We start from the raw sequence: 21,482 nt of genomic DNA, 5'->3' as shown, positions 1-21,482 counted from the left end.
GTGGATAAATTGCGATGCCCTGTCGAGCTCGATCCCGCGTTGGTGGTCGAAGAGGATGATCGGGCGCCGACAAAGCAGTGCGTCCCGCGTCGCGCCCGTCGCGGGATCTTCCTGCTGATCGCACTTGTTGTGATCGCGGTGAGCACGATGGCTGCTTATTCGTTTACCGACCTGATGTTGGCTTACGACGAATCGACGATTTTGAGCGGACGCAAAACGCAAGCCGACATGCTCGTCGAATCGGGGACGGAGTTGGCGCGGTTGATGCTCGCTCAAACGCCTACCGGCCGCGAGGAGCTGGGAGGCGTCGACAACAATCCGGCGATGTTCCAAGCGATCAATGTGGTACCCGATCTCGATCCGCAGCGTCGCGGCAACGTCACAGTGATCGCGCCGTCGATCGATGCGATGGGAGAGTTTTCGGGAATCCGGTACGGGTTGCAAAACGAATCGGCGCGGCTGAATTTGAACGTGTTGACGGTGATCGAAGAGAACTATGCCGTCGGCGACGAAGCGTTGCAAGCGGCGGCCGATCTGGGGTTGGCGGATACCGATCAGATGGTGGTCAGCGACAGCATCGCCCGCGAGCTGCTGATGGCGCTTCCCAACATGACCGAAGACGTCGCCGATTCGATCTTGGATTGGTTGGACGAAGACGACGAACAACGCGACTTCGGCGCCGAGTACGATTATTACAACGCCCTGCCGACGCCGTACGGTCCCAAGAACGGACCGTTGGACAGCGTGGAGGAGCTGCTGTTGGTTCGCGGTGTGACGCCGGAGCTGCTGTTTGGTGCCGACACCAATCGCAATGGCATCATCGATCCGATCGAACAGACCTACATTACGACGGGCGATCAATCGACCGCATCGCTCGGCTGGTCTGCGTACCTGACGGTCTACAGCCGCGAAGGGAACAAGACCGCCGATGGGGCGGACCGCGTGGATGTCAACGCCGAAGATCTGGAACAATTGCAAGCCGATCTGACCGACGTGTTGGGCAACGAAGATTGGGCCAGTTTTATCGTCGCCTACCGCGTCGCCGGGCAATCGGGTGCCACGGCCACGGCAGGGGGCGATTCGGATGCCGCCGAGGCGGTGTCGCAGGCGAGCGGCGGGCAAGCGTGGACCTCCTCGGCCTTGGGCTCTCTGGATCTATCGGAGGGGAAAGTCGAGGTCTCGCAGCTGTTGGACTTGGTCGGAGCGACCGTGGTCGTTGGCGAAGGGAACGATCAAACGGTCTACCAATCGCCGTTTGCGGACGAACCGTTAGCGATGGCGACCTACATGCCTTATTTAATGGGCTTGTTGACCTCGAAAGACTACGATTCGATGCCGGGACGGATTAATCTGAATGAATGTCCGGCGGAACTGATTTACGGTCTGCCCATCTTGGAGGAAGAGACGGCGCTGGCGTTGGTCGAGGCCCGCGGCGAGCAATCCGAGAGCGAGAACCGACGCTTTGAGACCTGGCCGTTGGTCGAAGGGATCGTGACGTTGGAACAGATGCGACAACTGTTGCCGTTGGTCACCGCCGGGGGCGATGTCTACCGAGCTCAAGTTGTCGGCTATTTCGAAGGGGCGAATCAGTCGGCGCGGGTGGAAGTCGTGATCGACGCGACGACGATCAATCCCGACATCGTTTATTGGCGAAGCCTGAGTCATTTGGGACGTGGCTTTGACGTCGGCACGTTGGGCGTCCGTGGCGAGGACGGGATGCAAACATTAAGTATCGCAGAGTAGTGCAGCGAGAGAATACCGCGGAAGCATACGGCAAAGAAACATGGCAAAGCAGTTAGCAATCGAATGGGACGACAACGAGATCCGCGTGGTCGCGGCGCGGCCGCGCGGCAATCGGTTTGTCGTCACCGATGTCTTTACGGTCGACATCAGCGGAGCGAAGCCCGAAGCGATTGGCAAGCAGTTGGCCGACGCATTGGCAGAGCGTGGGCTGCAGAAATTGCCGACGCTGATAGCGATTGGACGAGGCCGGGCGGAGCTGCGCCAATTGAGTCTGCCGGCGATTCCCGATGAAGAGCTTCCCGATGTGGTGCGGTTTCAAGCGGTTCGGCAGTTCGCCGCCGCGGGGGAACGGGCGGCGATCGATTACCTGCCGATCGCTCGCAGCGAAACGGGAGTCGAAGTTGCCGCGGCCGCTTTGGCTCCCGAACACATCGAAGAGATTCGCCGGGTCTGCGAGCCATCGGAACTGCAGTTGCAGCGGATCGTGCTGCGTCCGACCGCGGCCGCGGCGCTGTTCCAGCTGCTGAAGCAGCCCGATTCGGGCGAGACGATCCTGATCGATACGTTGGCCGACGAGGTCGATCTGATCGTGATGCGTGGCAAGACGCCCGCCTTCTTGCGTTCGGTTCGCGTTCCAACGGACGAGCAAGCTCGGCTGCGGACGATCGTCAACGAAACGCGTCGCAGTTTGATGGCCGTTCGCCGCGACGGCAGCAATTCCAGCCAACGGCAGATCATCGTCTGGGGCAACCCCGCGTATCATGCCGAACTGCGTCAGCAATTGACCGCACAACTGGGAATCGAAGCTCAATCGGTCGATCCCTTCAGTCTGGTCGAAATGCCGGCCGCGCTTCCCAATGGAATGCCACAATACATCGGCCGCTTCGCGCCGCTCTTGGGCCTCTTGGAAGGGGACGTGCTGAAGGGCGAAGGGCTGATCGATTTCCTGAACCCACGTCGTCCGCCCGAACCGAAATCAAATCGCGATCGCTACGCGTTGTATGGCGGGCTGGCCGCTGCGGTGGTGTTGTTGATCGGTTGGTTGGCGTGGAGTCAACTGAGTCGCTTGGATGCCAAGTACCAACAGACATTGGTTGCCAGCAACGATTTGAACGATGCGGTTGCCGCGGCGCAAATCAGCAAAGCAAACCTGGCTCGCATCGACCAGTTCCTCGACGGCGATGTCTTTATGCTGGGCGAGTTGGCATACCTGAGTGAAAACTTAGGTCCGCCTGAACAGATGCAAGTCGAGCAGTTGACGGTCGCTGCCGATCCACGCGGGGGCGCGACGATGTCGATCAAAGGCGTCGCTCGCGAACCGGCAGCGGTGATCGCGATGGAGAGCCAATTGCGCGACGCCGACCACGCGGTGACCGGCGACGGGGTGAAGAGCGATCCGCGGAACGAGACTTTTAAGTTCCAGTTCAACGATACGATCCGCATCCCAGCGGCAAGCGTTCGTGAGCAACGACTCGCCGCGCCGGTAGTTGTCGATTCGGCTGAACCCAAGGCCGCGCAGGCGGATGCGAAAGAGGCGCCTGCGAAAACCGAAGAGCCTGTGAAGACCGAAGCGGATACAACGCCGGAGGGTTCCGGCGAAGAAGAGTCGACCACGACCGAAGCCGCGACGCCAGCAAACGATTCCGATCAAGCAGATCCCGCCGCGGGCGAATCGAAAGCCGACGAATCGGATACGGAAGAAACCAAAGCCGACGCAAGCGATAGCGACGCATCAGAGAGCGACGAAAGCAAGAGCGACGAGGTGTCCGCATGAACCAACGCGAAAAATTACTTGTCTATTTGGTTGGCGGTTTGGTCGTTGCCGTGGGGCTGCAGTTCAGTCTCAGCGGGTATCGATCGGGGCTGCAGACGCGGGCGAACAAGCTGCGGAACTTGGAAGACAAGTTGCTGGATCAGCAAGAGCAGGAATTTGCCGGCTTGCAGGCGGAAACCCAGATCGCCGAATACCGTCGACGTTCTCTCCCCAGCGATCCCCAGCGGGCTCAGGCCGAATACAAGGAATGGCTGGAGAAGTTGGTTAGCGCTTCGGGACTGCAAAATCGAGCTGTCGATTATGTGGGCGAACAGGGATCGAACAAACTGTATCGCGTCTACACGTTCCGGATCGGCGGCGTGGGGAACATTCAAAAGGTCAGTGAATTCCTGACGACTTTCCACGAGAAGAACTATCTGCAACGCGCCAAGAAGTTGGTCCTGCGCCCCTCGAGCGAAGAGGGGAAGTTGTTGATGAACATCGATGTCGAAGCGATCGCCCTGGCCGATGCGGCGCGAGATCAGCCCGCTCCCAGCACGACCGATCCGCGAGTCGATGGGGTTGCGCCGCTGTTGGTCGAAACGATCGTCAACCGCAACATGTTCAGTCCCGCGAACCAGCCACCGCGTTACAGTGGCGAAAAGACATTGACGGCATCGATCGATACCGATTTCTCGAAGCGGTTGAAGTTCGATGACCCCGATAAGGATCACCGCGTCGAATACGAAGTCGTTGGCGATCTTCCCGCCGGCATGCAATTCAGCCGCGGCGAATTGATCGGCCGCCCGAAGGAGAAGGGAGAATTCGATATCAAGGTGCGAGCTTGGGACGACGGTTTGCCAAGTCGCGAGATCGAAACGATGCTGGTTTTCAAAGTGGGCGATCCGCCGCCGGAGCCTGTCGTCGCCGAGGGGCCGCCGCCGTTTGACGAATCGCAACAGGCGGTGCTGACCGGGTTGGTGCAAAGCCGCGGTCAATGGAGTGCGTGGATTCGCGTTCGGACGCAGAACAAGCTGCTGAAATTGAAAGTCGGCGATACGTTCAAAGTCGGTTCGATCGAGGGTACAATCGTGGAAGTGACCGATCGTTTTGCGGTTTTCGAAAGCGATGATCAACGTTTCATTCTGCGACACGACCGCAGCTTGGCCGACGCCAAGGCGGACGATTTGAACTAGTCGATCGTCCGGCGGAAGAAGACGCCGGAACGCGAATCGGTTGCGGATGATTGGTCCGGTGTTCCATCCACTCCCCTACAACTCGGTTCCGTAGCATGTGTTGTCGATCGTCACTTGCCCTGCTGGCGTTGCTGTTTGCAACCGCAACTCCAGCCTCTGCGGCAGACTCCAGTTTTGAGCGAGACGAAATCGACCGCGCCGTCGACAAGGCCGTTCTTTTTTTGGTCGGCAAGCAACGAGCCGATGGAGCGATTGTCGATCGCAGCCACGACACCACGATGACCTCCTTGGCGATCATGGCGTTGGCTTCGGTCGGACATCTGCCGGGCGATCCAACTCCCGCTGGCGAAGCGGTCACCAAGGGGTTGGCTTACGTGCTTGCCGACGGGCGTCAGGATGATGAAGGCTATTATGGTCGGCACGATGGATCGCGGATGTACGGCCACGGCATCACGACGCTGATGCTGACCGAGATGCTGGGGATGGGAACCGACCCGGCGCAAGACCAATTGATCCACGACCGCTGTCAGGCGGCGATCGATCTGATTTTGAAGTCGCAGAAGCATCAGAAGAGTCAAGAGAACCAAGGGGGCTGGCGCTACACGCCCACGTCCAACGATGCCGATCTTTCGGTTTCGGTATGGCAGTTGATGGCGCTGCGATCGGCGAAGAACGACGGATTGCAGGTACCCGGCAGCGCGATCGACGATGCGGTCGACTACTTGAAGCGATCGTACACGGCCAAGTTGGATCGGAACGGGCTGCCCGACGCTGAGAAGCCGGCGGGCTTCAGCTACACTCCCGGCCAACGCCACGCCAGCTTCACAATGACCGCCGCCGGATTGTTGGCGATGCAGGTTTGCGGTCAATACGATTCGCCGCTGGTCGCGGGGGCTGCCGATTGGTTGTTGGAACATCCGCCCAAACAGAACGAACGCTTTTTCCACTACGGCACCTACTATTACGCCCAAGGGATGTATCAACGTGGTGGCGAGTATGCCAAGGAGGCGGAGCAGAATGTTGCCAAGGTCCTGTTGCCGCGGCAGCTGGGAGACGGATCGTGGTTAGCCGAAGGGGGCGATGAGAAGCGGATCGGTCACGTCTATTCGACTTCGTTGGCGATGTTGACGCTGTCGGTGAAGTACCATTATCTGCCGATCTATCAGAAGTAAATCGATGGGGGGCAGGCTTGAAGCGCGGGCCCAATACGGCGATCATGCCCCGATCGAAGACCGCACCAGGGAAGGCTTCCCAAAGAGGAAGACTTCCGGAATCGCCGGAGCATGGATTGGTGCGGTCGGTCGTTTCCTCTAGTCACTCGAAATTCGAAGACCCCCACGATGAGCAACCCCGTCAAGATCGAGCCCCTTTCCTGGCAGCAGGAGACGACCGGCTTTCTTCGTTTGATCGACCAAACGCGTTTGCCGACCGAGCTTGTCGAAATCGATTGCCGATCGGTCGAACAGGTTTGGACAGCGATCAAACGGCTGTCGGTCCGTGGGGCCCCCGCGATCGGTGTTGCTGCGGCCTACGGCGTTTGCATCGGCGCGGCGGAAACGACGCGGCAGAGCGTCGATCAGGCGAAGCAGCAGGCTCACGCCGCGGCCGACTATTTGGCGACCAGCCGGCCGACAGCTGTCAATTTGTTCTGGGCCTTGGACCGCATGCGGCAAGTGATAGACCGCGACGGTTTCGATCAGACCGATGCGTTTTTGGAAGCTCTCCTGGCCGAAGCGCGTGCGATCCATCAACAGGATCGCGACACCTGTCACGCGATCGGCCGGAATGGTGCCCCGTTGATCGCCGCGGCGAAAAATGTGCTGACGCATTGCAACGCCGGGGCGCTCGCGACCGCGGAATACGGCACGGCGTTGGCGGTGATCTATTCGGCTCACGATTCGGGGCAATCGCTGCACGTCTTCGCCGACGAGACGCGGCCGTTGTTGCAGGGAGCGCGTTTGACGGCGTGGGAGCTGCAGCAGCATGGCGTCCCGGTGACGGTGATCTGCGATTCGATGGCAGCTTGTGTGATGAAAGAGGGACGCGTCGACGCGGTGATCGTCGGCGCCGATCGGATCGCGGCCAATGGTGATGCGTGCAACAAAATTGGAACGTATGGATTGTCGGTGCTCGCCAAGCATCACAACATTCCGTTTTACGTTGCCGCACCGTGCAGCACGTTTGATCTCACACTGGCTAGCGGCGATTTGATCCCGATCGAGCAACGCGCCGACTACGAGATCTCCGAAGCATTTGGCAAGCGAACGGTCCCCGAAGGGGTCGATGTCTACAATCCGGCGTTTGATGTCGCGCCGGCGGAACTGATCACCGCCATCATCACCGATCGTGGCGTGATCGATCCGGTGGATGAAGCTAACGTTCGCCGAGTGGTGCAAGATGCCAGCTGAAGAGATCGCAAACCGGTCGCAAATGGAATCCGAATCGCAACACGAAACCGCTCCCGCTGGGCGGCCGTATCGGAATTGGGCACGTCGCTGTGTCCGGATGTCGATCGCCGTCGTCGTGGGACTTTACCTGGCGATGCTGCTGATGTTGACCTGGCTGGAAACCTCGTTGGTCTACCCCGCCCCCGCGGTTGCGGCGGCGAATTGGAATCGTCCCGACCTGCAATTCGAAGACGTGAACTTTACGTCGGCCGATGGCACCGCATTGCACGGTTGGTATTTTGCGCATCCGCAGCCGAGGGCTCAGCTGCTGTTTTGCCACGGCAATGCGCAACAGGTGGCCGATCTGGGGGACTGGATTTCGGAGCTGCGCGATCTCTACCAGGTTTCGATCTTCGTGTTCGATTATCGCGGCTACGGCAAGAGTCAGGGGCAACCGACGGAAACGGGAGTGCTTCAAGACGGCGAGGCCGCGCAGCGGTGGCTGGCCCAGCGGGCAGGGATCGCCGACGACGAAGTGATCGTGTGGGGGCTCAGTCTTGGTGGTGGAATCGCCACACATCTGGCGTCGGATCTGGGCGCGAAGGCGTTGATCCTCGACCGGACGTTCCATTCGATCGTCGAACTGGCACAGTCGATTTATCCATGGGCGCCGATCCGTTGGCTGATGCGCAACCGCTATCCATCGGTCGAGCGGATCCAGAACTATCGCGGTCCCCTGTTGCAAATCCACGGTCCGATCGATGAGATCGTGCCATTTACGTCGGGCAAGCAACTGTTCGACGCTTGCCCTTCCCAGGACAAACGCTTCCTAGAGCTGCAGAATTTTGGGCATCTTGATTCTCCCACGGCCGAATTTTACGCGGCCGTAGGTGAACTGATCGATTCGGTTGCCGACCCGCGAGAAACTTCGTCGGCCGCCGAGTGATCGGCGACCGGAGTGGGATCGGAATCGCTGTTAGAGAGATTACAGTAACGATTCGGTCAAGCGACGCAGTTTTCGCAACTCCACGCGGTGGTCCAAACCATCGATCGGAGTCATGTGGATGCTGAATGCGCGGTCGTATTTTTCGTGCGAAAGTTGGCCGATCAGCTTGGCGTAATCAAGGTCCCCCTGGCCGACGCTCACTTGAAACGCATCGGGCTTCGAATCGCGCAAGTGGACGTGGAAGACGTACTTCATGATCCGGTCGAGGCTCTTGTTGCTGCAAGGACCGCACATGAAGACGCTCGGGTCCAGGGTGATCCCCAAACCGTGCACGTTGTCGCACAGAACCATCAACGTGTCGGGATCTTCGCTCAACCGACCGATCTGCGTTCGCACGGCGACGCGGCAGCCTTCGGTTTCCGCGACATCGACCAGTCGTTGCAGATGCTCGACTTCTTCATTAAACGGAGTGCCTAGTTCCGCCGAAGGGACCGTCAGCGTGACGACTTTGCACATCTTCGCGAACTTGCATAGCTCGGCGAACTGTTCGTAGTGTTCGTTGCCGGTCGATTGCAAGCGGATACTGAAGCTGGCGATATCCAACCGGTGCGACAAACGCACCCGATGGTAGGCGGTGTCGGCATTGTCAAGGATTTCGCTCGGACGAATGTGCCCTCCATCTTCGTGCAGGTCGATTTCAACGGCCGCAAATTCCAAATCGTCCGCGATCTCCACCGCGTCTTCAATTGACAAATCGGGCATGCTTTCCAAAGAGACGGCCACAAACACAATAACATTCCTTCATCGAGTCGAACAAACTTCTACCGGCTTTAAAGCTTAGCGATCGCGCAAGGTCTGTCCAATGGCGATTCTGGGTAGGGTGGCTCAGAATTTGCGTCGCAGACTCCTCGGCGCAGGGTCCAGGGCGCCATCGTCGTGGATTTTCAAGATAGGAAACGGTTTCCAGCCCCCCCAAGCATCAAACCGTATTTAACAAACGGAAGTGCCCTGCCGTGGCGTCTGGCGTTTTAATCCCTCGCGAATTCGATCGTCTACCGCAGGGAGGGCGTTTGGTGTGGGCAGGAGGTTGCAAATGCTAGCAATTTACGTTTTGCGAATCGATGGTGCTACTGGAGCGAAACTTGAGTCAAATCTGATAGGAATACCAATTTTGTGGCAAACCGCTCTTTGTGCCTTGTCGACCGCTCGTTATTCTGGACGTTCCCGTAAATCGATGGAATCGGTTTGTATTGTGGCCAAGGAGGAGCCAGACCCATGTTGTTGGAACGCTTAGACATCGACGTCTACGGCCCGTTCGGTAAGAAAAATATCGGGCCATTTTCAAACGGAATCAACGCAATCTGGGGCCCCGAGGGCTCGGGCAAAACTGCGATTGTCGATTTCATTCGCGGCGTGATGCTGGGCAACCAATACGACCGCCACGGTGCAACCGTTGGCCGCGTGACCTGGGCCGATCATCGCGGGCTGTATCATTGCCAACGCGAATCCGACGGCACCCATGATGGCCGGTTGTTGATCGATTTCTCTCCTCGCGACGCCGCTTACGCCGACGAACGCTACCGACATTACGGTTACCATTCGCGCCGTCCCGATGCGATTCCACCGGCGCTTGTCGACATGGTGGTCGCTCCCGATACCAATGAGACGTCGATCGCCCGCGTCTTCGAAGCGGCCGCATCGGTTGGCTTTGAATTGAGCCACGCGGTCAATCGTTCCTCCGAAGAGATCGAACGGATCAAGATGCGCCTGGTCGACATCGACGCGCAGATCAGCCGCGATTACCGTGGAACCGAGAATCGCGACGAACTGGAAATGCGTCGTCGGCGATTGACCACGGAGTTGGAAACTCTGGAACGTGATTGCGTCACCAGCGAACCAAGCTTGGATCGCCAAGATCGTGGCCGGTTGGAACAACGTTTGCGAACATCGCAACAAGAATCGCTCCGTTTGCGTCACTACCAAGACGATCTGCGGGAATCGATCGCCGACATCCAAGACGAGATGGATCGGTTGAGCCAAGTTCCGCACCACGAACCGCAACGCTGGACGATCGCTGAAGATTACCGTTTGCAGTTGGAAGATCTCGACGCCCAACTGGTTCGTTGGCGTCGCACGCTGCAAGAGGTTCGATCGCTTCGCGAGCGTCTACAAAGCTCGGGCGATGCGCCCTTTTACGCGGAATCCACCAACCGTGGTTCGTATCGCGCCAGTAGCGATCCATCCAGCGATCCGTACGAATATTTGAGCAGCCTGGAAGGCCGTATCGAACATGCCCAACGCCAATTGGATGCGTTGGCCGGATGTTATACCGATGGTTATTACCGGTATGGCAACGATGCGTCGGGACAGGCTCGCAACCTGCACGCGATGCGTGACGAATTGCATGCGATCCGTGAAGGCTTGGGGCGTCGCGACGCGCACCATCCGCACGCACACTTCGACGATGAACTCGCTCAACTGCGCCGCTGCGAACAAGAACTGATGTCGGCGATCGAGCGTCTAATCGCCGATCGCAGCGAATTGATGCGACTGGCATCTCGCGAACATGGCGTTCCCATGGACCAGTTGTCGTCGGCGTACGGCGATTGGAATCCGTACACCGACACTCCACATCTGCGCGATTGGTTGGTCAGTGATCATTGCCCACCCAGCGTCGGTTCGGTCGATGCGGCGATCGCGCGTCGCCAGCGTTTGCAAGATGAATTGACCGGGTTGCGGACCGAATTGCAACGTGCCGACGATCAATTGGCGACCGTGGTTCGCGACATCGACAATCTGCAACGCGAGTTGTTGTCCTTGCCGACCGATCGTAAGCCCGTTGTCGATTCCGCTCGGATGGCCCATCTGCGGAACGAACTGGCGGAAGTACGGCGTCGTTTGGAGTGGCTCGATTCGTTGGACGGATTGCGTCGCGAACGAACACGATTGGCCGACGAACTGCAACGTTTAGAAGCCGCTGGTCACGCAACGCAGTCGCCTCTGACCGCGTGTGCAAATCACTGGCTGACGCGATTGACCGCCGGCCGATTGCGAATGATCGAATTGGTGGGCCCCGATCAAGTTCGCGTCGATGGACGCCGTGAATCGGATATCTCGTCGGACGATCGCCGTACCGCAGCGCTCGCCGTTCGGATGGCTATCTGTTGCTTGATGAACGAAAACCGAACGGGGATGCCGTTGATCGTCGACGATCCCGTCGTGCATCACCACGATCACCGTAGCGTCGCCCGCACGCTGGTTGAATTTTCGGCGGGCGGTAACCAAGTCGTTGTGTTGACTCGTTCGCAAGCGTTGGTCGACGATCTGTCGGAGCAGGGTGCTTGGACCGATGCCCTGCCTGCCCGTAACAACTTGCAGAACGGAGCGGCCAGCAGCGACCTGTACGACGTGAATCGCTTCCTCGATATGGCTTGGCGTGAATCGAACGGTTTGTACGACAATCCGTCGCACACGCCCGGCCGTGGCTGGAGCCCCGCTCACAATTATCCGCGGCGCCGCACGATGCGTGGTTTGTACGAACCCAACCATCGCAAGGAATCGCGAACCGGCACAACGATCGACGGGGAAACCTTGATCGGTCGGCACTTTTTGACTCCCGAGAGTCACATCGACTTGGCCCCTTCGGTCGATTCGGTCGCCGCGGCTCGCTTGCGTGGAATCGGTGTCGAATCGGTGGGGGATCTGTTGACCAGCAACGCCGCCAACATCGCATCGCGAATTGGATTGGCTGGCGTTAGCGATCGCACGATCCGCCGCTGGCAGATCGAATCCGATCTGGTCTGCCGCGTTCCCGGCCTGCGTCCTTTCGACGCTCGGATTTTGGTCGGCTGTGGCGTCACGACGCCTAAGGAATTGGCTCAACTGCATCCAACCGAGTTGTTGGTGAAAGTCGAACGCTTCCTGGCGACCGATTTGGGACGCGAGACGCTCCGCAGCGGAACCAGTTACGAATTGTCGCGAATCACGACGTGGATCGCTTCGGCCAGTCGCGCCGTCCTACGCGGTCATCGCGATGGCGATCGTCAGTCGACGCGAACCACACGGACCTCGACACGCAGCCGTGACGGTGAACTCGCCGATGAGTCGCGTGGTGGGCGAACGACCCGCGTCACCCGCCGTCGTCGCACCTCGTCGCGAGATGGGCAAACCGGTGAAAGCACCAGCCGTCCGTTGGCAAGCGATCATTCGGCGTTCCCGAATCCGTACGAACACGATTCGGTTCGTCAGCGGACCGGTTCGGCAAACAGCTATCGAGAAACTTACGACTACGATGGTGATGGAATCGCCGACTTGGAAGTCGAATACGATTACGATCAACACGGCAATCGCGTGGTCCGCAGCACCAAGCGTTCCAGTTTGCGAAACGGTTCGGGCGGCAGCAGTTCGTCTTCCGTGTCGGGTAGCCGATCGTCTTCCCGTTCGAGCAGCGGGGACAGTAGCCGCGATGGTTCGTCCAACGGGCGAAGCCAACGTTCGACGCGGACTCGCGTCACGCGCACCAGTCGCGGCGAGCGATCGGAGCGATCGACCGTCCCGATCGATGTCGATAGCAAGACGCGGACTCTGCGGTATTACTTGAGCCGGGAGAGCGACGTTGTCGACGCTCCTTCGATTGGCCCATCGATGGCGAAGCGATTGGAGAAGGCGGGAGTCTATACGGTTGCCGATCTGTTGGATGCCGATCCGGCGTTTGTCGCCGACAAATTGAACCATCGCCGGATCACGACCGAAACGGTTCGCGATTGGCAGATGCAATCCAAGCTGATGTGCACTTCTCCGATGCTGCGTGGCCACGACGCCCAGTTGTTGGTCGCTGCGGAAATCACCAGCGTCAAGCAATTGAGCGAGTGCAATCCACAGTGGTTGTTGGACGAAGTCACGCCGATCGCTCGCAGCAGCGAAGGGAAGCGAATCCTGCGTGGTGCTCCGCTGCCCGATTTGGCGGAAGTCACCGACTGGATCACCTGGGCCGGCCAACGCGACCAAGTTGTCGCCGCCTAACCCAAAGCATTCTTACGGTCTTTGCCGTTTCAAATGAAACATCGCCTCAGCTCGCCGACGCACTTTGCGTTGGCGAGCTGTTTGTTTTTGGCGACTCGATTCCACCGCGCGGTGGCAGCGACTAAGATGGGCGTTTCTACCCCCCCAATCACCTCGCAAACCAGGATCGAACCTCGATGACCTCGCGACGAATGACCACTGTTACTTGTTTTCTGATCGCTGCGATGCTGACCTCGGTCGCAAGCGCTCAAGCCACCGCAACGAAGCACGATGCGATCACTCCCGTACCGCGCGACGGGAATTGGATGAAGCGCCACGAATCGATGAACGCTCGCGTTGCCAAGGGGAACGTCGACCTCGTCTTCATCGGCGACTCGATCACTCAAGGCTGGGAAGGCCGCGGCAAGAAGGTCTGGGCCGATTTCTACGGCGATCGCAACGCTGTCAATCTGGGCATCGGTGGCGATCGCACGCAGCACGTCATGTGGCGGTTGGACAATGGCAACTTGGAAGGGATCTCGCCCAAGTTGGCGGTTGTCATGATCGGCACCAACAACTCCGGCCGCAATAAGCCCGAAGAGATCGCCGAAGGTGTCACCGCGATCATTCACCAATTGCGTGAGAAGACTCCCGAAACGAAGATCCTGTTGCTGGCGACCTTTCCCCGCGGTGCCACGCCAGCTGATGCGAAGCGTCAGGCCAACGAAACAAGCAACGCGATCGTCGCCAAGCTGGCTGACAACGAAAACATTTTCTACTTGGATATCGGCGACAAATTCCTCGGCGACGACGGTTCTCTTTCCAAGGAGATCATGCCCGACCTGCTACACTTGAGTGAACAGGGCTACACGATTTGGGCCGAATCGATCGAGCCGAGCGTCTCCAAGCTGATGGGCAAATAGTCGGTTGGTTTTCTGCCCTTTCGCTTTTCATCCCCGCATTGCCGCGAAAGGGCAAGACATTGAAAACCTCGGAATCTTCGGACCCGCATCGGCCGGTCTCTCATGATGCCTTACCCGCCGCGATGCAAGCTTGCACGCGGCCGGGTTATCTGTTGATCGGGCATGGAACGCGGGACCTCGGCGGGACGCAGGAGTTCTTGCAGCTGGGGGCGGTGTTGGGCCAGTTGCTCGCTCCAGCACCTGTCGAAGCTTGTTTCTTGGAGCTGCAGCAGCCGACGATCGGCGAGGCATGGCAGCGGATGGTTGCGTCGGGCGTCGACGGCATCTACGCGATGCCGTTGCTGTTGTTTGCTGCGGGGCACGCCAAGCGGGACATCCCCGAGGAGTTGCAGGCGGCTTGCGATGCGGCAATCGGCGAGAGTCGTGGGCTGCCGTTTGTGCAGACGCCGCCGCTGCAGTGCCATCCGAAATTGTTGGAGCTGTCGGCGATTCGAGCTCAGCAGGCGATCGATGCCGCGGGCGGAGTCGATCGGGCGCGGACGGCGCTGGTGATGGTCGGCCGCGGCAGTCTGGACGACGGCGCGACAGCGGAGATGTATCGCTTCAGCGAATTGCGTGGCCAATCGTTGCGGCCGGCGGTCGTTCGCACCGGGTTTGTGGCGATGGCGCGCCCCGATCTCGCTGCGGTGTTGGACGAAGTCGCTCAGCTGCCCGAGATCGATACGATCGTGGTCCAACCCCACTTGCTGTTCCAGGGCGATCTGAACCAACGTGTAATGCAGATGGTCGATGTGGCAGCGGATCGGCATCGGGATCGACGCTGGATCGCCGTCGATCGACTGGGCCCCGACCCGCGGTTGGCTCAGGCCCTGATCGAATTGGCTGCAGAAATCGACTGATGAGCTAATCGTCTTGCAGCTGACCTTCGGTTCGCTCGGTCGCTGGATCTGGCATCGTGCTCTGGTAGTGTCGGAAGGCGCACCAGAAGACGACGCCGTTGAGCAGGTGCCAGAGTCCATGTCCGGTCAGGATGTGATTGTCGGGATGGCAGACGATGTGCATGTAGTCCAACCACCAGAAGCCCCAGGCGATCAGAAACGTGATCACCATCGCGTAGGCCCAGCGGGTGAGCATGCTGTCGTACAGGCCCCGAGCGACAACGATCACCACGATCACGGCAAACATCGGGCTGGCGAAGGCTGTTGATACCGAAGAGAGACCGGTCAGCAGGAGCGTGCTGACTAGGACGATCGCGATCAACATCCGGTTTCCCGGACGATTCGGATCGCTGCGTTGTTGCTGCAGCGCAGCGATGCTCAAGATGAACATGAACATCCCGCTGAGATCCAAGGTCTCGCCGAGGATCGTGTTGGAGGCGTGGAAATATCCCGACGCGACGCCGGTCCACATCGCGGCAACCCCCAGCAACCGAGCCAACGGGCGGTTGGCGTAGATCAGAATGAAGATACCGGCGACCAGAGGACCGATATTGGTCCACGTGTCGGCCGGATGTTTGATCGGTCCGTCGAGGGTCCGTTCGCAAAACTGCATTCGGGCCGGTTCAAGTAACCATTCCATCGTTCACCGATTGGTAAAGCGCCGCATCGTCCGTGGTTGCCCCAGTGAGCCCGCAGACGCGCGATGCGAAGCGTGTTGCGGTGCGGATTGTGCGTTGCAAATCCCAACCGCTCAATAGACCGTAAATGGTCGTCGCGGCAAAGGCGTCGCCAGCCCCCACGGTGTCGCGCATCGGATTGGGGTTGGGAGCATCGGCAACGATCAATTCACCCCCGGTGACGGCGTAGGCACCGCGCGAGCCACAGGTGACAAAAAACTGTTCCCCACCAAACTCGACGCTCAAACGTTGGACACCCGCACGGATTTCGTCGGCGGTCTTGCAGGGCGTGTCGGTTAACTGCGAAAGCTCTTCGTCGCTCAACTTGACCCATTGCGCTCCATGCAGCAGCGTGTGCAGCCATTTTTTGTCGAACCATGGCATCCGAATGTTGATGTCGACAAAACGAGGTAGGTCGCTGTCGGCGATAATTTGGCGGATCGTGTCGCGGCTGACGGCATTCCGACTCGCCAAGCTGCCGAGATACAACATGGCAAACCCGGTCGAGGTGACTGGAAACTCGGGCATCTTCAGGAAATCGAATGCCCGATCGGGAACGATCTCATACGACGGTTGGCCATCTTGAAACGTAACCTGAACTTCGCCGGTCGGTTGCTCATTGGTTTGCAAACCCGCCGTCGACATCTTCCATGATTTCATCCGGTCGGTGATTCGCTGTCCCGCGTCGTCATCGCCGATCGCCGACACAAACTCCGGCTCCATTCCAAAGCCTTGCAGATTCCAAGCCACGTTGAACGGAGCCCCGCCCAAGATCGACTGGCCATCGGGAAAGTTATCAAACAGCACTTCGCCAACGATCAAAGGTCGGCGTTCGGGGTAAGAGGTCTTAATCGTTCATTCCTTGCTTATTGAATAGATGAAGCCGACCACCAAGCCTACCAAATTTTCGTTGACTCAGAAACGAAGGGGAGGTTGTCACTGCATTCGATTCTCTTTTTCGTTGTCGCGGGAATCACTTGCATCGCGCTCGCACTTCGTCACCGCAATCGTAACGATCCCATCCTCACCGTATTGCCTGCGGTTGATGATATCCATTCATTGATCCTCGCGATCTCACCGCGCCGTTCGCATGTTGCGGCAACGCATCATGTACCGTGACAACGCAACGGGCGATCGATTTTGATGTTGCCAAAAGACAACACGGCGGTTCCGTTTTTCAACGGGGCACGCGACGCAAGTGCTTTGATAGACATGGTTTATCACGGTGGAGAGCGGTGGTTGTCGCGGCGTTGGCATGGCGACTGCTTTCTCTGATTGCAACCTCCCACCATCGCTTCACTCCATTCCCAACGCGCTCCCGCAATGTATCTACTTCTCTTTTTATTGCTCGCGATCGGTCCTGCGACCGAAGCTTCGGAACCTCAGGTTCCGATCGGGCAGAGAGATCCGTATCGGGCGGTCGCCGATGGTTGGCGACGGACGAATCGAGGCTGGGAAAATACCGCGTTATGGAATCACGGACTTGTTGCCGAAACGCAATCGTTGGCTCACCACACACGCCCCTATCCCGCGATCACTGCCTGTGTCGACTTTGTCGCGGGACTGCACCCGGCGTTGATTGCCGGCGTGCAGTTGTTGTCGGCCAGTTATCTATTGCGCGGAACACGCGCCCCGTTCCAACAGAACCATGGGACGCGTTCCGGTGCACCGGTGCGTTAGGCGTTGCCGTCTTCAAACGCCTGATCGAACGCGCGTCCGCTGGGGGCAAAGTCCAATTCTTTGGTGAACTTGCACGCTTCGGTCGCTCCGAAGCAGCGTTCCATGCCGCTGTCTTCCCATTCGATCGACAACGGTCCTTGGTAATCGATGTCGTTCAACGCGCGGATGATTTCTTCGAAGTTAACCCCGCCACGACCTGGCGATCGGAAATCCCAACCGCGACGATGGTCGCCAAAGTTGATGTGGCTCGACAGGATGCCCGACGTTCCGTCCAGTTTGACGATCGCGTCTTTGACGTGAACGTGATAGATCCGATCGGGGAACGCGCGGATGAACTTTTCAGGATCCATGCCCTGCCAGATCAAGTGGCTCGGATCGAAATTGAATCCGAATTCGGGACGGTGATCGAGCGCTTCGAGGGCTCGTTGGGCGGTGTGGATGTCGAATGCGATTTCGGTCGGGTGAACCTCCAAGGCAAACTTGACGCCACACTCGGCGAAGACGTCCAGGATCGGATTGAAGCGATCGGCGAACAGCTTAAAGCCGTCGTCGATCATTTGAGCCGAGACGGGAGGGAAGGAATACAGCAGGTGCCAGATGCTCGATCCGGTGAAGCCGTTGACGACGCTGACGCCCATCTTTTGTGCTGCCCGCGCGGTCTGCTTCAGCTCTTCGATCGCACGCTCGTTGACGCCCGCTGGATCGCCATCGCCCCAGACATAGCTGGGCAGGATCAATTGGTGACGTTGGTCGATGATGTCGCAAACGGCTTGGCCGACCAAGTGAGCGCTGATCGCCAAGCACTGCAGGCCGTGGCTGTCCAGCAATTCGCGTTTCTTTGCACAGTAGTCGTCCTCGGCGTTGGCGCGGTCGACTTCGAAGTGGTCGCCCCAGCAGGCAAGTTCGATGCCGTCGTATCCGAACTCGCTGCACATGCGAGCCAGGTCTTGAATGCCAAGGTCGGCCCATTGGCCTGTGAATAGAGTGACGGGACGCGCCATGCATCTGCTCCTGATTGAAGTCGTGGAATCGAGTGTGGGGGGTAAGCCAATCGGTTAGGGCCGCTAGCTGGCAGGTATTGTGATGGATCGACCCGCGACGATCAACGGGCGGGCGGAGGATGCCCCGGGAGTCGAAATTTGTATACTGGAAAGTTCTGATGTTTGTCTGATGAACAGAAACGAAGGAAATCTCATGAAATACGCTTTTTGTTTGGTGCTGACGACGCTGGCCGGATGCCTGTTGTCCCCTGCGGTCAACTGGGCCGCCGATTTACCCGCCGAACGCCAGTGGTCGGAATTCCGTGGCCCCAGTGGAAATGGACACAGTCCCGACACGAACGTCCCCGTGAAATGGGACGCCCGTTCCCTGCGGTGGCAGACCGATCTGCCGGCACGGGGACATTCGTCGCCTGTGATGTGGGGCGACAAGGTCTTTCTCAGCGGGGCGGTTGCGAACGGGTCGATTGCCGAGCGTCACATGTTTTGCGTCGATCGCAGCACGGGCAAGCTGATCTGGGATACCCCCGTTGCAACCGGGAAAGGGGAACAGATTCACAAGATGAACAGCTGGGGCACGCCCAGCTGTGCTACCGACGGCACCTGCGTCGTCGCCTTCTTTGGTCCGGGCGGACTGCATTGCTTGGACATGAACGGCAAACCGCTTTGGTCGCGCGAATTGGGCAGCTTCCCCGGCGTTTGGGGAATCGGTGCATCGCCGATCTTTGTCGGCGACACCATCGTCCAAAATTGCGACGCGGAAGGAGCGTCCTATTTGGTGGCCGTCGACAAACTGACTGGCCAGGATCGCTGGCGTCAACCGCGCGCCGATACACCTCGGGGCGGTTGGAGCACGCCGGTGCTGTCGGTCACGCCACAAGGTACTGAACTACTGCTGAACGGTGAATTTGGAATCGATGCTTACAATCCCGAAACAGGCCAACCGCTGTGGAACTGTCGCGGGTTTAACGGTCGCGGTACGCCAATGCCCGTCGTCGGTAATGGTCTGGTCTACGTGGTCAACGGAAAGGCAGGAGACGTTTACGCGGTGCGATCGGGGGGGCGTGGCGATGTCACGCAATCGCATATGGCATGGAACACGCCTCGCCGCGGCGGTCGCGATTTACCGTCGCCGATCCTGGTGGGAGATACATTGGTCGTGTTTGGAATGGCGGGAGTGGTCACCGGCTATGACGCGCATGACGGGACCGAATTGTTCAAAGAGCGGCTGGGAGGGAACTACTCCGGGTCGCCGATCCTGGTGGACGGTTTGGTCTACGCCCTGACCGAAACCGGCGAAGTGAACGTCCTGAAGATCGGCCGCACGATGGAACTCGTCAGCCGCAATCGGATCCCTGTCGACGACGATGAGATCTTCCGTTCGTCCCCAACGACCGCCGAAGGGATGCTGCTGATCCGCAGCGACCGCCGCCTGTATTGCATCGGAAATCCATAGATCGATCTGGCGCGATGCGGGTTCCGTGACCGTGCCGGAAGATAATCCGACGCCCGCAACGTATCGATCGCATCTCGCTGGCCCCTCGCGCTCACGCAGGGGGCCAGGAAGTGGCCGCTCCTTGCGACGAAACTACTTTGCTTCCCGATTCAGCGGCTGGTCGACGACGATTGCCGCGGGGAAATCGGCTGCGTCCTTTCCACCGCGTTCCGCCCAGCGTTTGTTTTGCGAACCGCCGCGCGGCTGATTCATCGGGATGTCCATCCCTCCAGCATCACCCAGCATTTCGTACAAGCGATTCTCCATCGCCTTGGCGACCGATCGCATCGCGGGATCGTTGATCAGGTTCTTGGTTTCGCCTGGATCGGCTTTCAGGTCGTACAGTTCGTCGACATCCCACAGGCCGTAGTAGGTGATGTACTTGTACTGATCGCCCCGCAGCGCGAACTGGGTTGGCGATTGGGGAAAGTTCTTTTCCCAGTAGTAGACGTACAAAAAGTACTTTCGCCAATCCATCTCTGGCTTGTTGGGCAGCTCGAGAAAACTCTGGCCGTCCATGTATTCCGGTGTTTCCAGGCCAGCAGCGTGCAGGATCGTCGGGCCGACATCGATGTTGCCGATCACCGAATCGACGACCTTTCCACCTTCGTAGAGGTCGGGACATTGCATCACCATCGGGACGCGGATCGATTCTTCATAGGCGACGCGCTTGTCGATTAAACCGTGCTCGCCCCACATGAATCCGTTGTCTCCCATGTAGATCACCAGCGTGGATTCATACAGTCCCATCGCCTTGAGTTGTTCCATCAAGCGGCCGACGCTGTCGTCGACGGCGAGAACCGATTCACAATAGCGTCGGTACAGGTAATCCAATCCGTTGTCGCTGTGGTAGGAGAAGTCGATCCCGTGCCAGCTGTTGCGTTGATCGCGCACCCAGCGCGGCGCGTTGTTCTCCGCCGAGATCTCCTTGCCACGAGGCAAGAAGCTCAGGTCGGCATCGGCATATCGCCTGGCATGTCGTTTGGCCGGTGTGAAGTTCGAATGGACCGCTTTATGCGACAGGTACAAAAAGAAGGGCTTTTCGGAATCCTGTTGCTGTTTCAGCCAATCGATCGCATAGTCGGTCAGTTCATCGGTGATGTAACCCTTCTGTTTGACCCGTTTCCCGTTGACGTTCAGCGTGTATTTTGGGTTGGGGGCCAGGTAGTTTCCTTGGCCGCGAAAGCTGATCCAATGGTCGAAACCGGGACGTGGATCGTCGTGTTCGCCCCCCATGTGCCACTTGCCGATGAAGGCGGTCGAATAGTCGGCTTGCTGCAAGTACTGAGGAAAAAATCGCGTTCCCGCGGGGACGGTCCGATTGTTGTCGATCACGCGATGCTTGTGCGTGTAAAGGCCCGTCAGGATCGAAGCTCGGCTTGGTGAGCACAGCGATGTCGTCACGAAGGCATTCTTAAGATGAACGCCTTGGGAAGCTATCGCATCCAGGTGTGGCGTTTCCAAAAACGGATGCCCCATGAATCCCATCGCATCGTAACGATGATCGTCGGTCAGGATGAAGACGACGTTCCTTGGTTTGACTCCTTCCCGCTTGCCCAGTTCCGGCAGTTCCGGTGTCTCAACAGCCTGGGCTATGGAACCACCGATCCCTAATAAAACAAACCAAGCAATGACAAAAGAACGCAGGCGCATAGGGGCCTCTCCAAGCAAATAACTCTGGGCGAATCAAAACATCACAACGGGCATCGCATCTGCCCCAGAGGTGATGATAACGTCAACGGATT

General features: G+C 58.7%; 16 protein-coding genes. 11 read left to right on the top strand and 5 right to left on the bottom strand.

Going from position 1 to position 21,482, the window contains the following annotated elements:
• The 6 genes from Poly24_RS18980 to Poly24_RS18955 all read left to right on the top strand — a co-directional run bounded on the left by Poly24_RS18980 (nucleotide 1) and on the right by Poly24_RS18955 (nucleotide 8,025).
• Complete coding sequence (locus tag Poly24_RS18980; protein WP_231753228.1) at nucleotides 1-1,743, top strand: type II secretion system minor pseudopilin; 1,743 nt, start codon at nucleotides 1-3, stop codon at nucleotides 1,741-1,743.
• Nucleotides 1,744-1,783: 40 nt separating this feature from the next.
• Nucleotides 1,784-3,517: a hypothetical protein gene (locus Poly24_RS18975; protein WP_145099114.1), complete on the top strand. Its 1,734-nt coding sequence runs from the start codon at nucleotides 1,784-1,786 to the stop codon at nucleotides 3,515-3,517.
• On the top strand, nucleotides 3,514-4,692 hold the full coding sequence (locus Poly24_RS18970) for a hypothetical protein (protein ID WP_145099111.1): 1,179 nt from the start codon (nucleotides 3,514-3,516) through the stop codon (nucleotides 4,690-4,692). The genes Poly24_RS18975 and Poly24_RS18970 overlap by 4 nt, the downstream gene beginning before the upstream one ends.
• A 95-nt stretch (nucleotides 4,693-4,787) precedes the next feature.
• Nucleotides 4,788-5,864 carry a prenyltransferase/squalene oxidase repeat-containing protein gene (locus Poly24_RS18965; RefSeq protein WP_145099108.1) on the top strand — a complete coding sequence of 359 codons (1,077 nt, stop codon included), beginning with the start codon at nucleotides 4,788-4,790 and terminating at the stop codon, nucleotides 5,862-5,864.
• Nucleotides 5,865-6,032: 168 nt separating this feature from the next.
• On the top strand, nucleotides 6,033-7,100 hold the full coding sequence (gene mtnA, locus Poly24_RS18960; protein WP_145099105.1) for an S-methyl-5-thioribose-1-phosphate isomerase: 1,068 nt from the start codon (nucleotides 6,033-6,035) through the stop codon (nucleotides 7,098-7,100).
• Nucleotides 7,060-8,025 carry an alpha/beta hydrolase gene (locus tag Poly24_RS18955; RefSeq protein ID WP_145099102.1) on the top strand — a complete coding sequence of 322 codons (966 nt, stop codon included), beginning with the start codon at nucleotides 7,060-7,062 and terminating at the stop codon, nucleotides 8,023-8,025. Before mtnA ends, Poly24_RS18955 begins: the two co-directional genes overlap by 41 nt.
• Nucleotides 8,026-8,064: 39 nt before the next feature.
• On the opposite strand, the gene Poly24_RS18950 is transcribed toward Poly24_RS18955, so the two are convergent.
• On the bottom strand, nucleotides 8,065-8,787 hold the full coding sequence (locus Poly24_RS18950; protein WP_231753227.1) for a sugar phosphate isomerase/epimerase family protein: 723 nt from the start codon (nucleotides 8,785-8,787) through the stop codon (nucleotides 8,065-8,067).
• Between the two features lie 513 nt (nucleotides 8,788-9,300).
• Between Poly24_RS18950 and Poly24_RS18945 the strand changes: the two genes are divergently transcribed.
• The 3 genes from Poly24_RS18945 to Poly24_RS18935 all read left to right on the top strand — a co-directional run bounded on the left by Poly24_RS18945 (nucleotide 9,301) and on the right by Poly24_RS18935 (nucleotide 14,848).
• Nucleotides 9,301-13,047 (top strand): DUF4332 domain-containing protein, encoded by a 3,747-nt coding sequence (locus Poly24_RS18945; RefSeq protein ID WP_145099096.1) that lies wholly within the window; start codon nucleotides 9,301-9,303, stop codon nucleotides 13,045-13,047.
• Nucleotides 13,048-13,223: 176 nt separating this feature from the next.
• The gene (locus tag Poly24_RS18940) at nucleotides 13,224-13,949 is read left to right on the top strand and encodes a platelet-activating factor acetylhydrolase IB subunit (protein WP_145099093.1); all 726 of its coding nucleotides are present in this window, start codon (nucleotides 13,224-13,226) and stop codon (nucleotides 13,947-13,949) included.
• A 122-nt stretch (nucleotides 13,950-14,071) separates the two neighbouring features.
• Nucleotides 14,072-14,848 (top strand): sirohydrochlorin chelatase, encoded by a 777-nt coding sequence (locus Poly24_RS18935; protein WP_231753226.1) that lies wholly within the window; start codon nucleotides 14,072-14,074, stop codon nucleotides 14,846-14,848.
• A 4-nt stretch (nucleotides 14,849-14,852) separates the two neighbouring features.
• On the opposite strand, the gene Poly24_RS18930 is transcribed toward Poly24_RS18935, so the two are convergent.
• Both Poly24_RS18930 and Poly24_RS18925 read right to left on the bottom strand, forming a co-directional pair.
• On the bottom strand, nucleotides 14,853-15,527 hold the full coding sequence (locus tag Poly24_RS18930; RefSeq protein WP_145099087.1) for a ceramidase: 675 nt from the start codon (nucleotides 15,525-15,527) through the stop codon (nucleotides 14,853-14,855).
• Nucleotides 15,511-16,386: a PfkB family carbohydrate kinase gene (locus Poly24_RS18925; RefSeq protein ID WP_197452018.1), complete on the bottom strand. Its 876-nt coding sequence runs from the start codon at nucleotides 16,384-16,386 to the stop codon at nucleotides 15,511-15,513. Before Poly24_RS18925 ends, Poly24_RS18930 begins: the two co-directional genes overlap by 17 nt.
• A 501-nt stretch (nucleotides 16,387-16,887) precedes the next feature.
• Here Poly24_RS18925 and Poly24_RS18920 point away from each other — a divergent pair.
• Nucleotides 16,888-17,244, top strand: a complete 357-nt coding sequence (locus Poly24_RS18920; RefSeq protein ID WP_145099081.1) for a hypothetical protein — start codon at nucleotides 16,888-16,890, stop codon at nucleotides 17,242-17,244.
• On the opposite strand, the gene Poly24_RS18915 is transcribed toward Poly24_RS18920, so the two are convergent.
• On the bottom strand, nucleotides 17,241-18,245 hold the full coding sequence (locus tag Poly24_RS18915; protein ID WP_145099078.1) for a sugar phosphate isomerase/epimerase family protein: 1,005 nt from the start codon (nucleotides 18,243-18,245) through the stop codon (nucleotides 17,241-17,243). The two genes, Poly24_RS18920 and Poly24_RS18915, sit on opposite strands and share 4 nt — an antisense overlap.
• A gap of 193 nt (nucleotides 18,246-18,438) precedes the next feature.
• Here Poly24_RS18915 and Poly24_RS18910 point away from each other — a divergent pair, with 193 nt between their 5' ends.
• Complete coding sequence (locus Poly24_RS18910) at nucleotides 18,439-19,698, top strand: outer membrane protein assembly factor BamB family protein (RefSeq protein ID WP_197452017.1); 1,260 nt, start codon at nucleotides 18,439-18,441, stop codon at nucleotides 19,696-19,698.
• A 132-nt stretch (nucleotides 19,699-19,830) separates the two neighbouring features.
• On the opposite strand, the gene Poly24_RS18905 is transcribed toward Poly24_RS18910, so the two are convergent.
• Nucleotides 19,831-21,390 (bottom strand): sulfatase family protein, encoded by a 1,560-nt coding sequence (locus Poly24_RS18905; RefSeq protein WP_145099072.1) that lies wholly within the window; start codon nucleotides 21,388-21,390, stop codon nucleotides 19,831-19,833.
• Between the last annotated feature and the right edge of the window lie 92 nt (nucleotides 21,391-21,482).

The sequence above is a fragment of the Rosistilla carotiformis genome (assembly GCF_007753095.1).
GTDB lineage: Bacteria > Planctomycetota > Planctomycetia > Pirellulales > Pirellulaceae > Rosistilla > Rosistilla carotiformis.
This window is presented reverse-complemented; position numbering and strand designations above follow the sequence as displayed.

What these genes read in the sequence shown, in the direction of transcription:
- Poly24_RS18910 (WP_197452017.1), top strand. Translation starts at nt 18,439, where the DNA reads ATGAAATACGCTTTTTGTTTGGTGCTGACGACGCTGGCCGGATGCCTG.
- Poly24_RS18950 (WP_231753227.1), bottom strand. Translation starts at nt 8,787, where the DNA reads ATGCCCGATTTGTCAATTGAAGACGCGGTGGAGATCGCGGACGATTTG.
- Poly24_RS18935 (WP_231753226.1), top strand. Translation starts at nt 14,072, where the DNA reads ATGCAAGCTTGCACGCGGCCGGGTTATCTGTTGATCGGGCATGGAACG.
- Poly24_RS18965 (WP_145099108.1), top strand. Translation starts at nt 4,788, where the DNA reads ATGTGTTGTCGATCGTCACTTGCCCTGCTGGCGTTGCTGTTTGCAACC.
- Poly24_RS18915 (WP_145099078.1), bottom strand. Translation starts at nt 18,245, where the DNA reads ATGGCGCGTCCCGTCACTCTATTCACAGGCCAATGGGCCGACCTTGGC.
- Poly24_RS18920 (WP_145099081.1), top strand. Translation starts at nt 16,888, where the DNA reads ATGTATCTACTTCTCTTTTTATTGCTCGCGATCGGTCCTGCGACCGAA.
- Poly24_RS18955 (WP_145099102.1), top strand. Translation starts at nt 7,060, where the DNA reads ATGAAGCTAACGTTCGCCGAGTGGTGCAAGATGCCAGCTGAAGAGATC.
- mtnA (WP_145099105.1), top strand. Translation starts at nt 6,033, where the DNA reads ATGAGCAACCCCGTCAAGATCGAGCCCCTTTCCTGGCAGCAGGAGACG.
- Poly24_RS18970 (WP_145099111.1), top strand. Translation starts at nt 3,514, where the DNA reads ATGAACCAACGCGAAAAATTACTTGTCTATTTGGTTGGCGGTTTGGTC.
- Poly24_RS18930 (WP_145099087.1), bottom strand. Translation starts at nt 15,527, where the DNA reads ATGGAATGGTTACTTGAACCGGCCCGAATGCAGTTTTGCGAACGGACC.
- Poly24_RS18905 (WP_145099072.1), bottom strand. Translation starts at nt 21,390, where the DNA reads ATGCGCCTGCGTTCTTTTGTCATTGCTTGGTTTGTTTTATTAGGGATC.
- Poly24_RS18975 (WP_145099114.1), top strand. Translation starts at nt 1,784, where the DNA reads ATGGCAAAGCAGTTAGCAATCGAATGGGACGACAACGAGATCCGCGTG.
- Poly24_RS18945 (WP_145099096.1), top strand. Translation starts at nt 9,301, where the DNA reads ATGTTGTTGGAACGCTTAGACATCGACGTCTACGGCCCGTTCGGTAAG.
- Poly24_RS18940 (WP_145099093.1), top strand. Translation starts at nt 13,224, where the DNA reads ATGACCTCGCGACGAATGACCACTGTTACTTGTTTTCTGATCGCTGCG.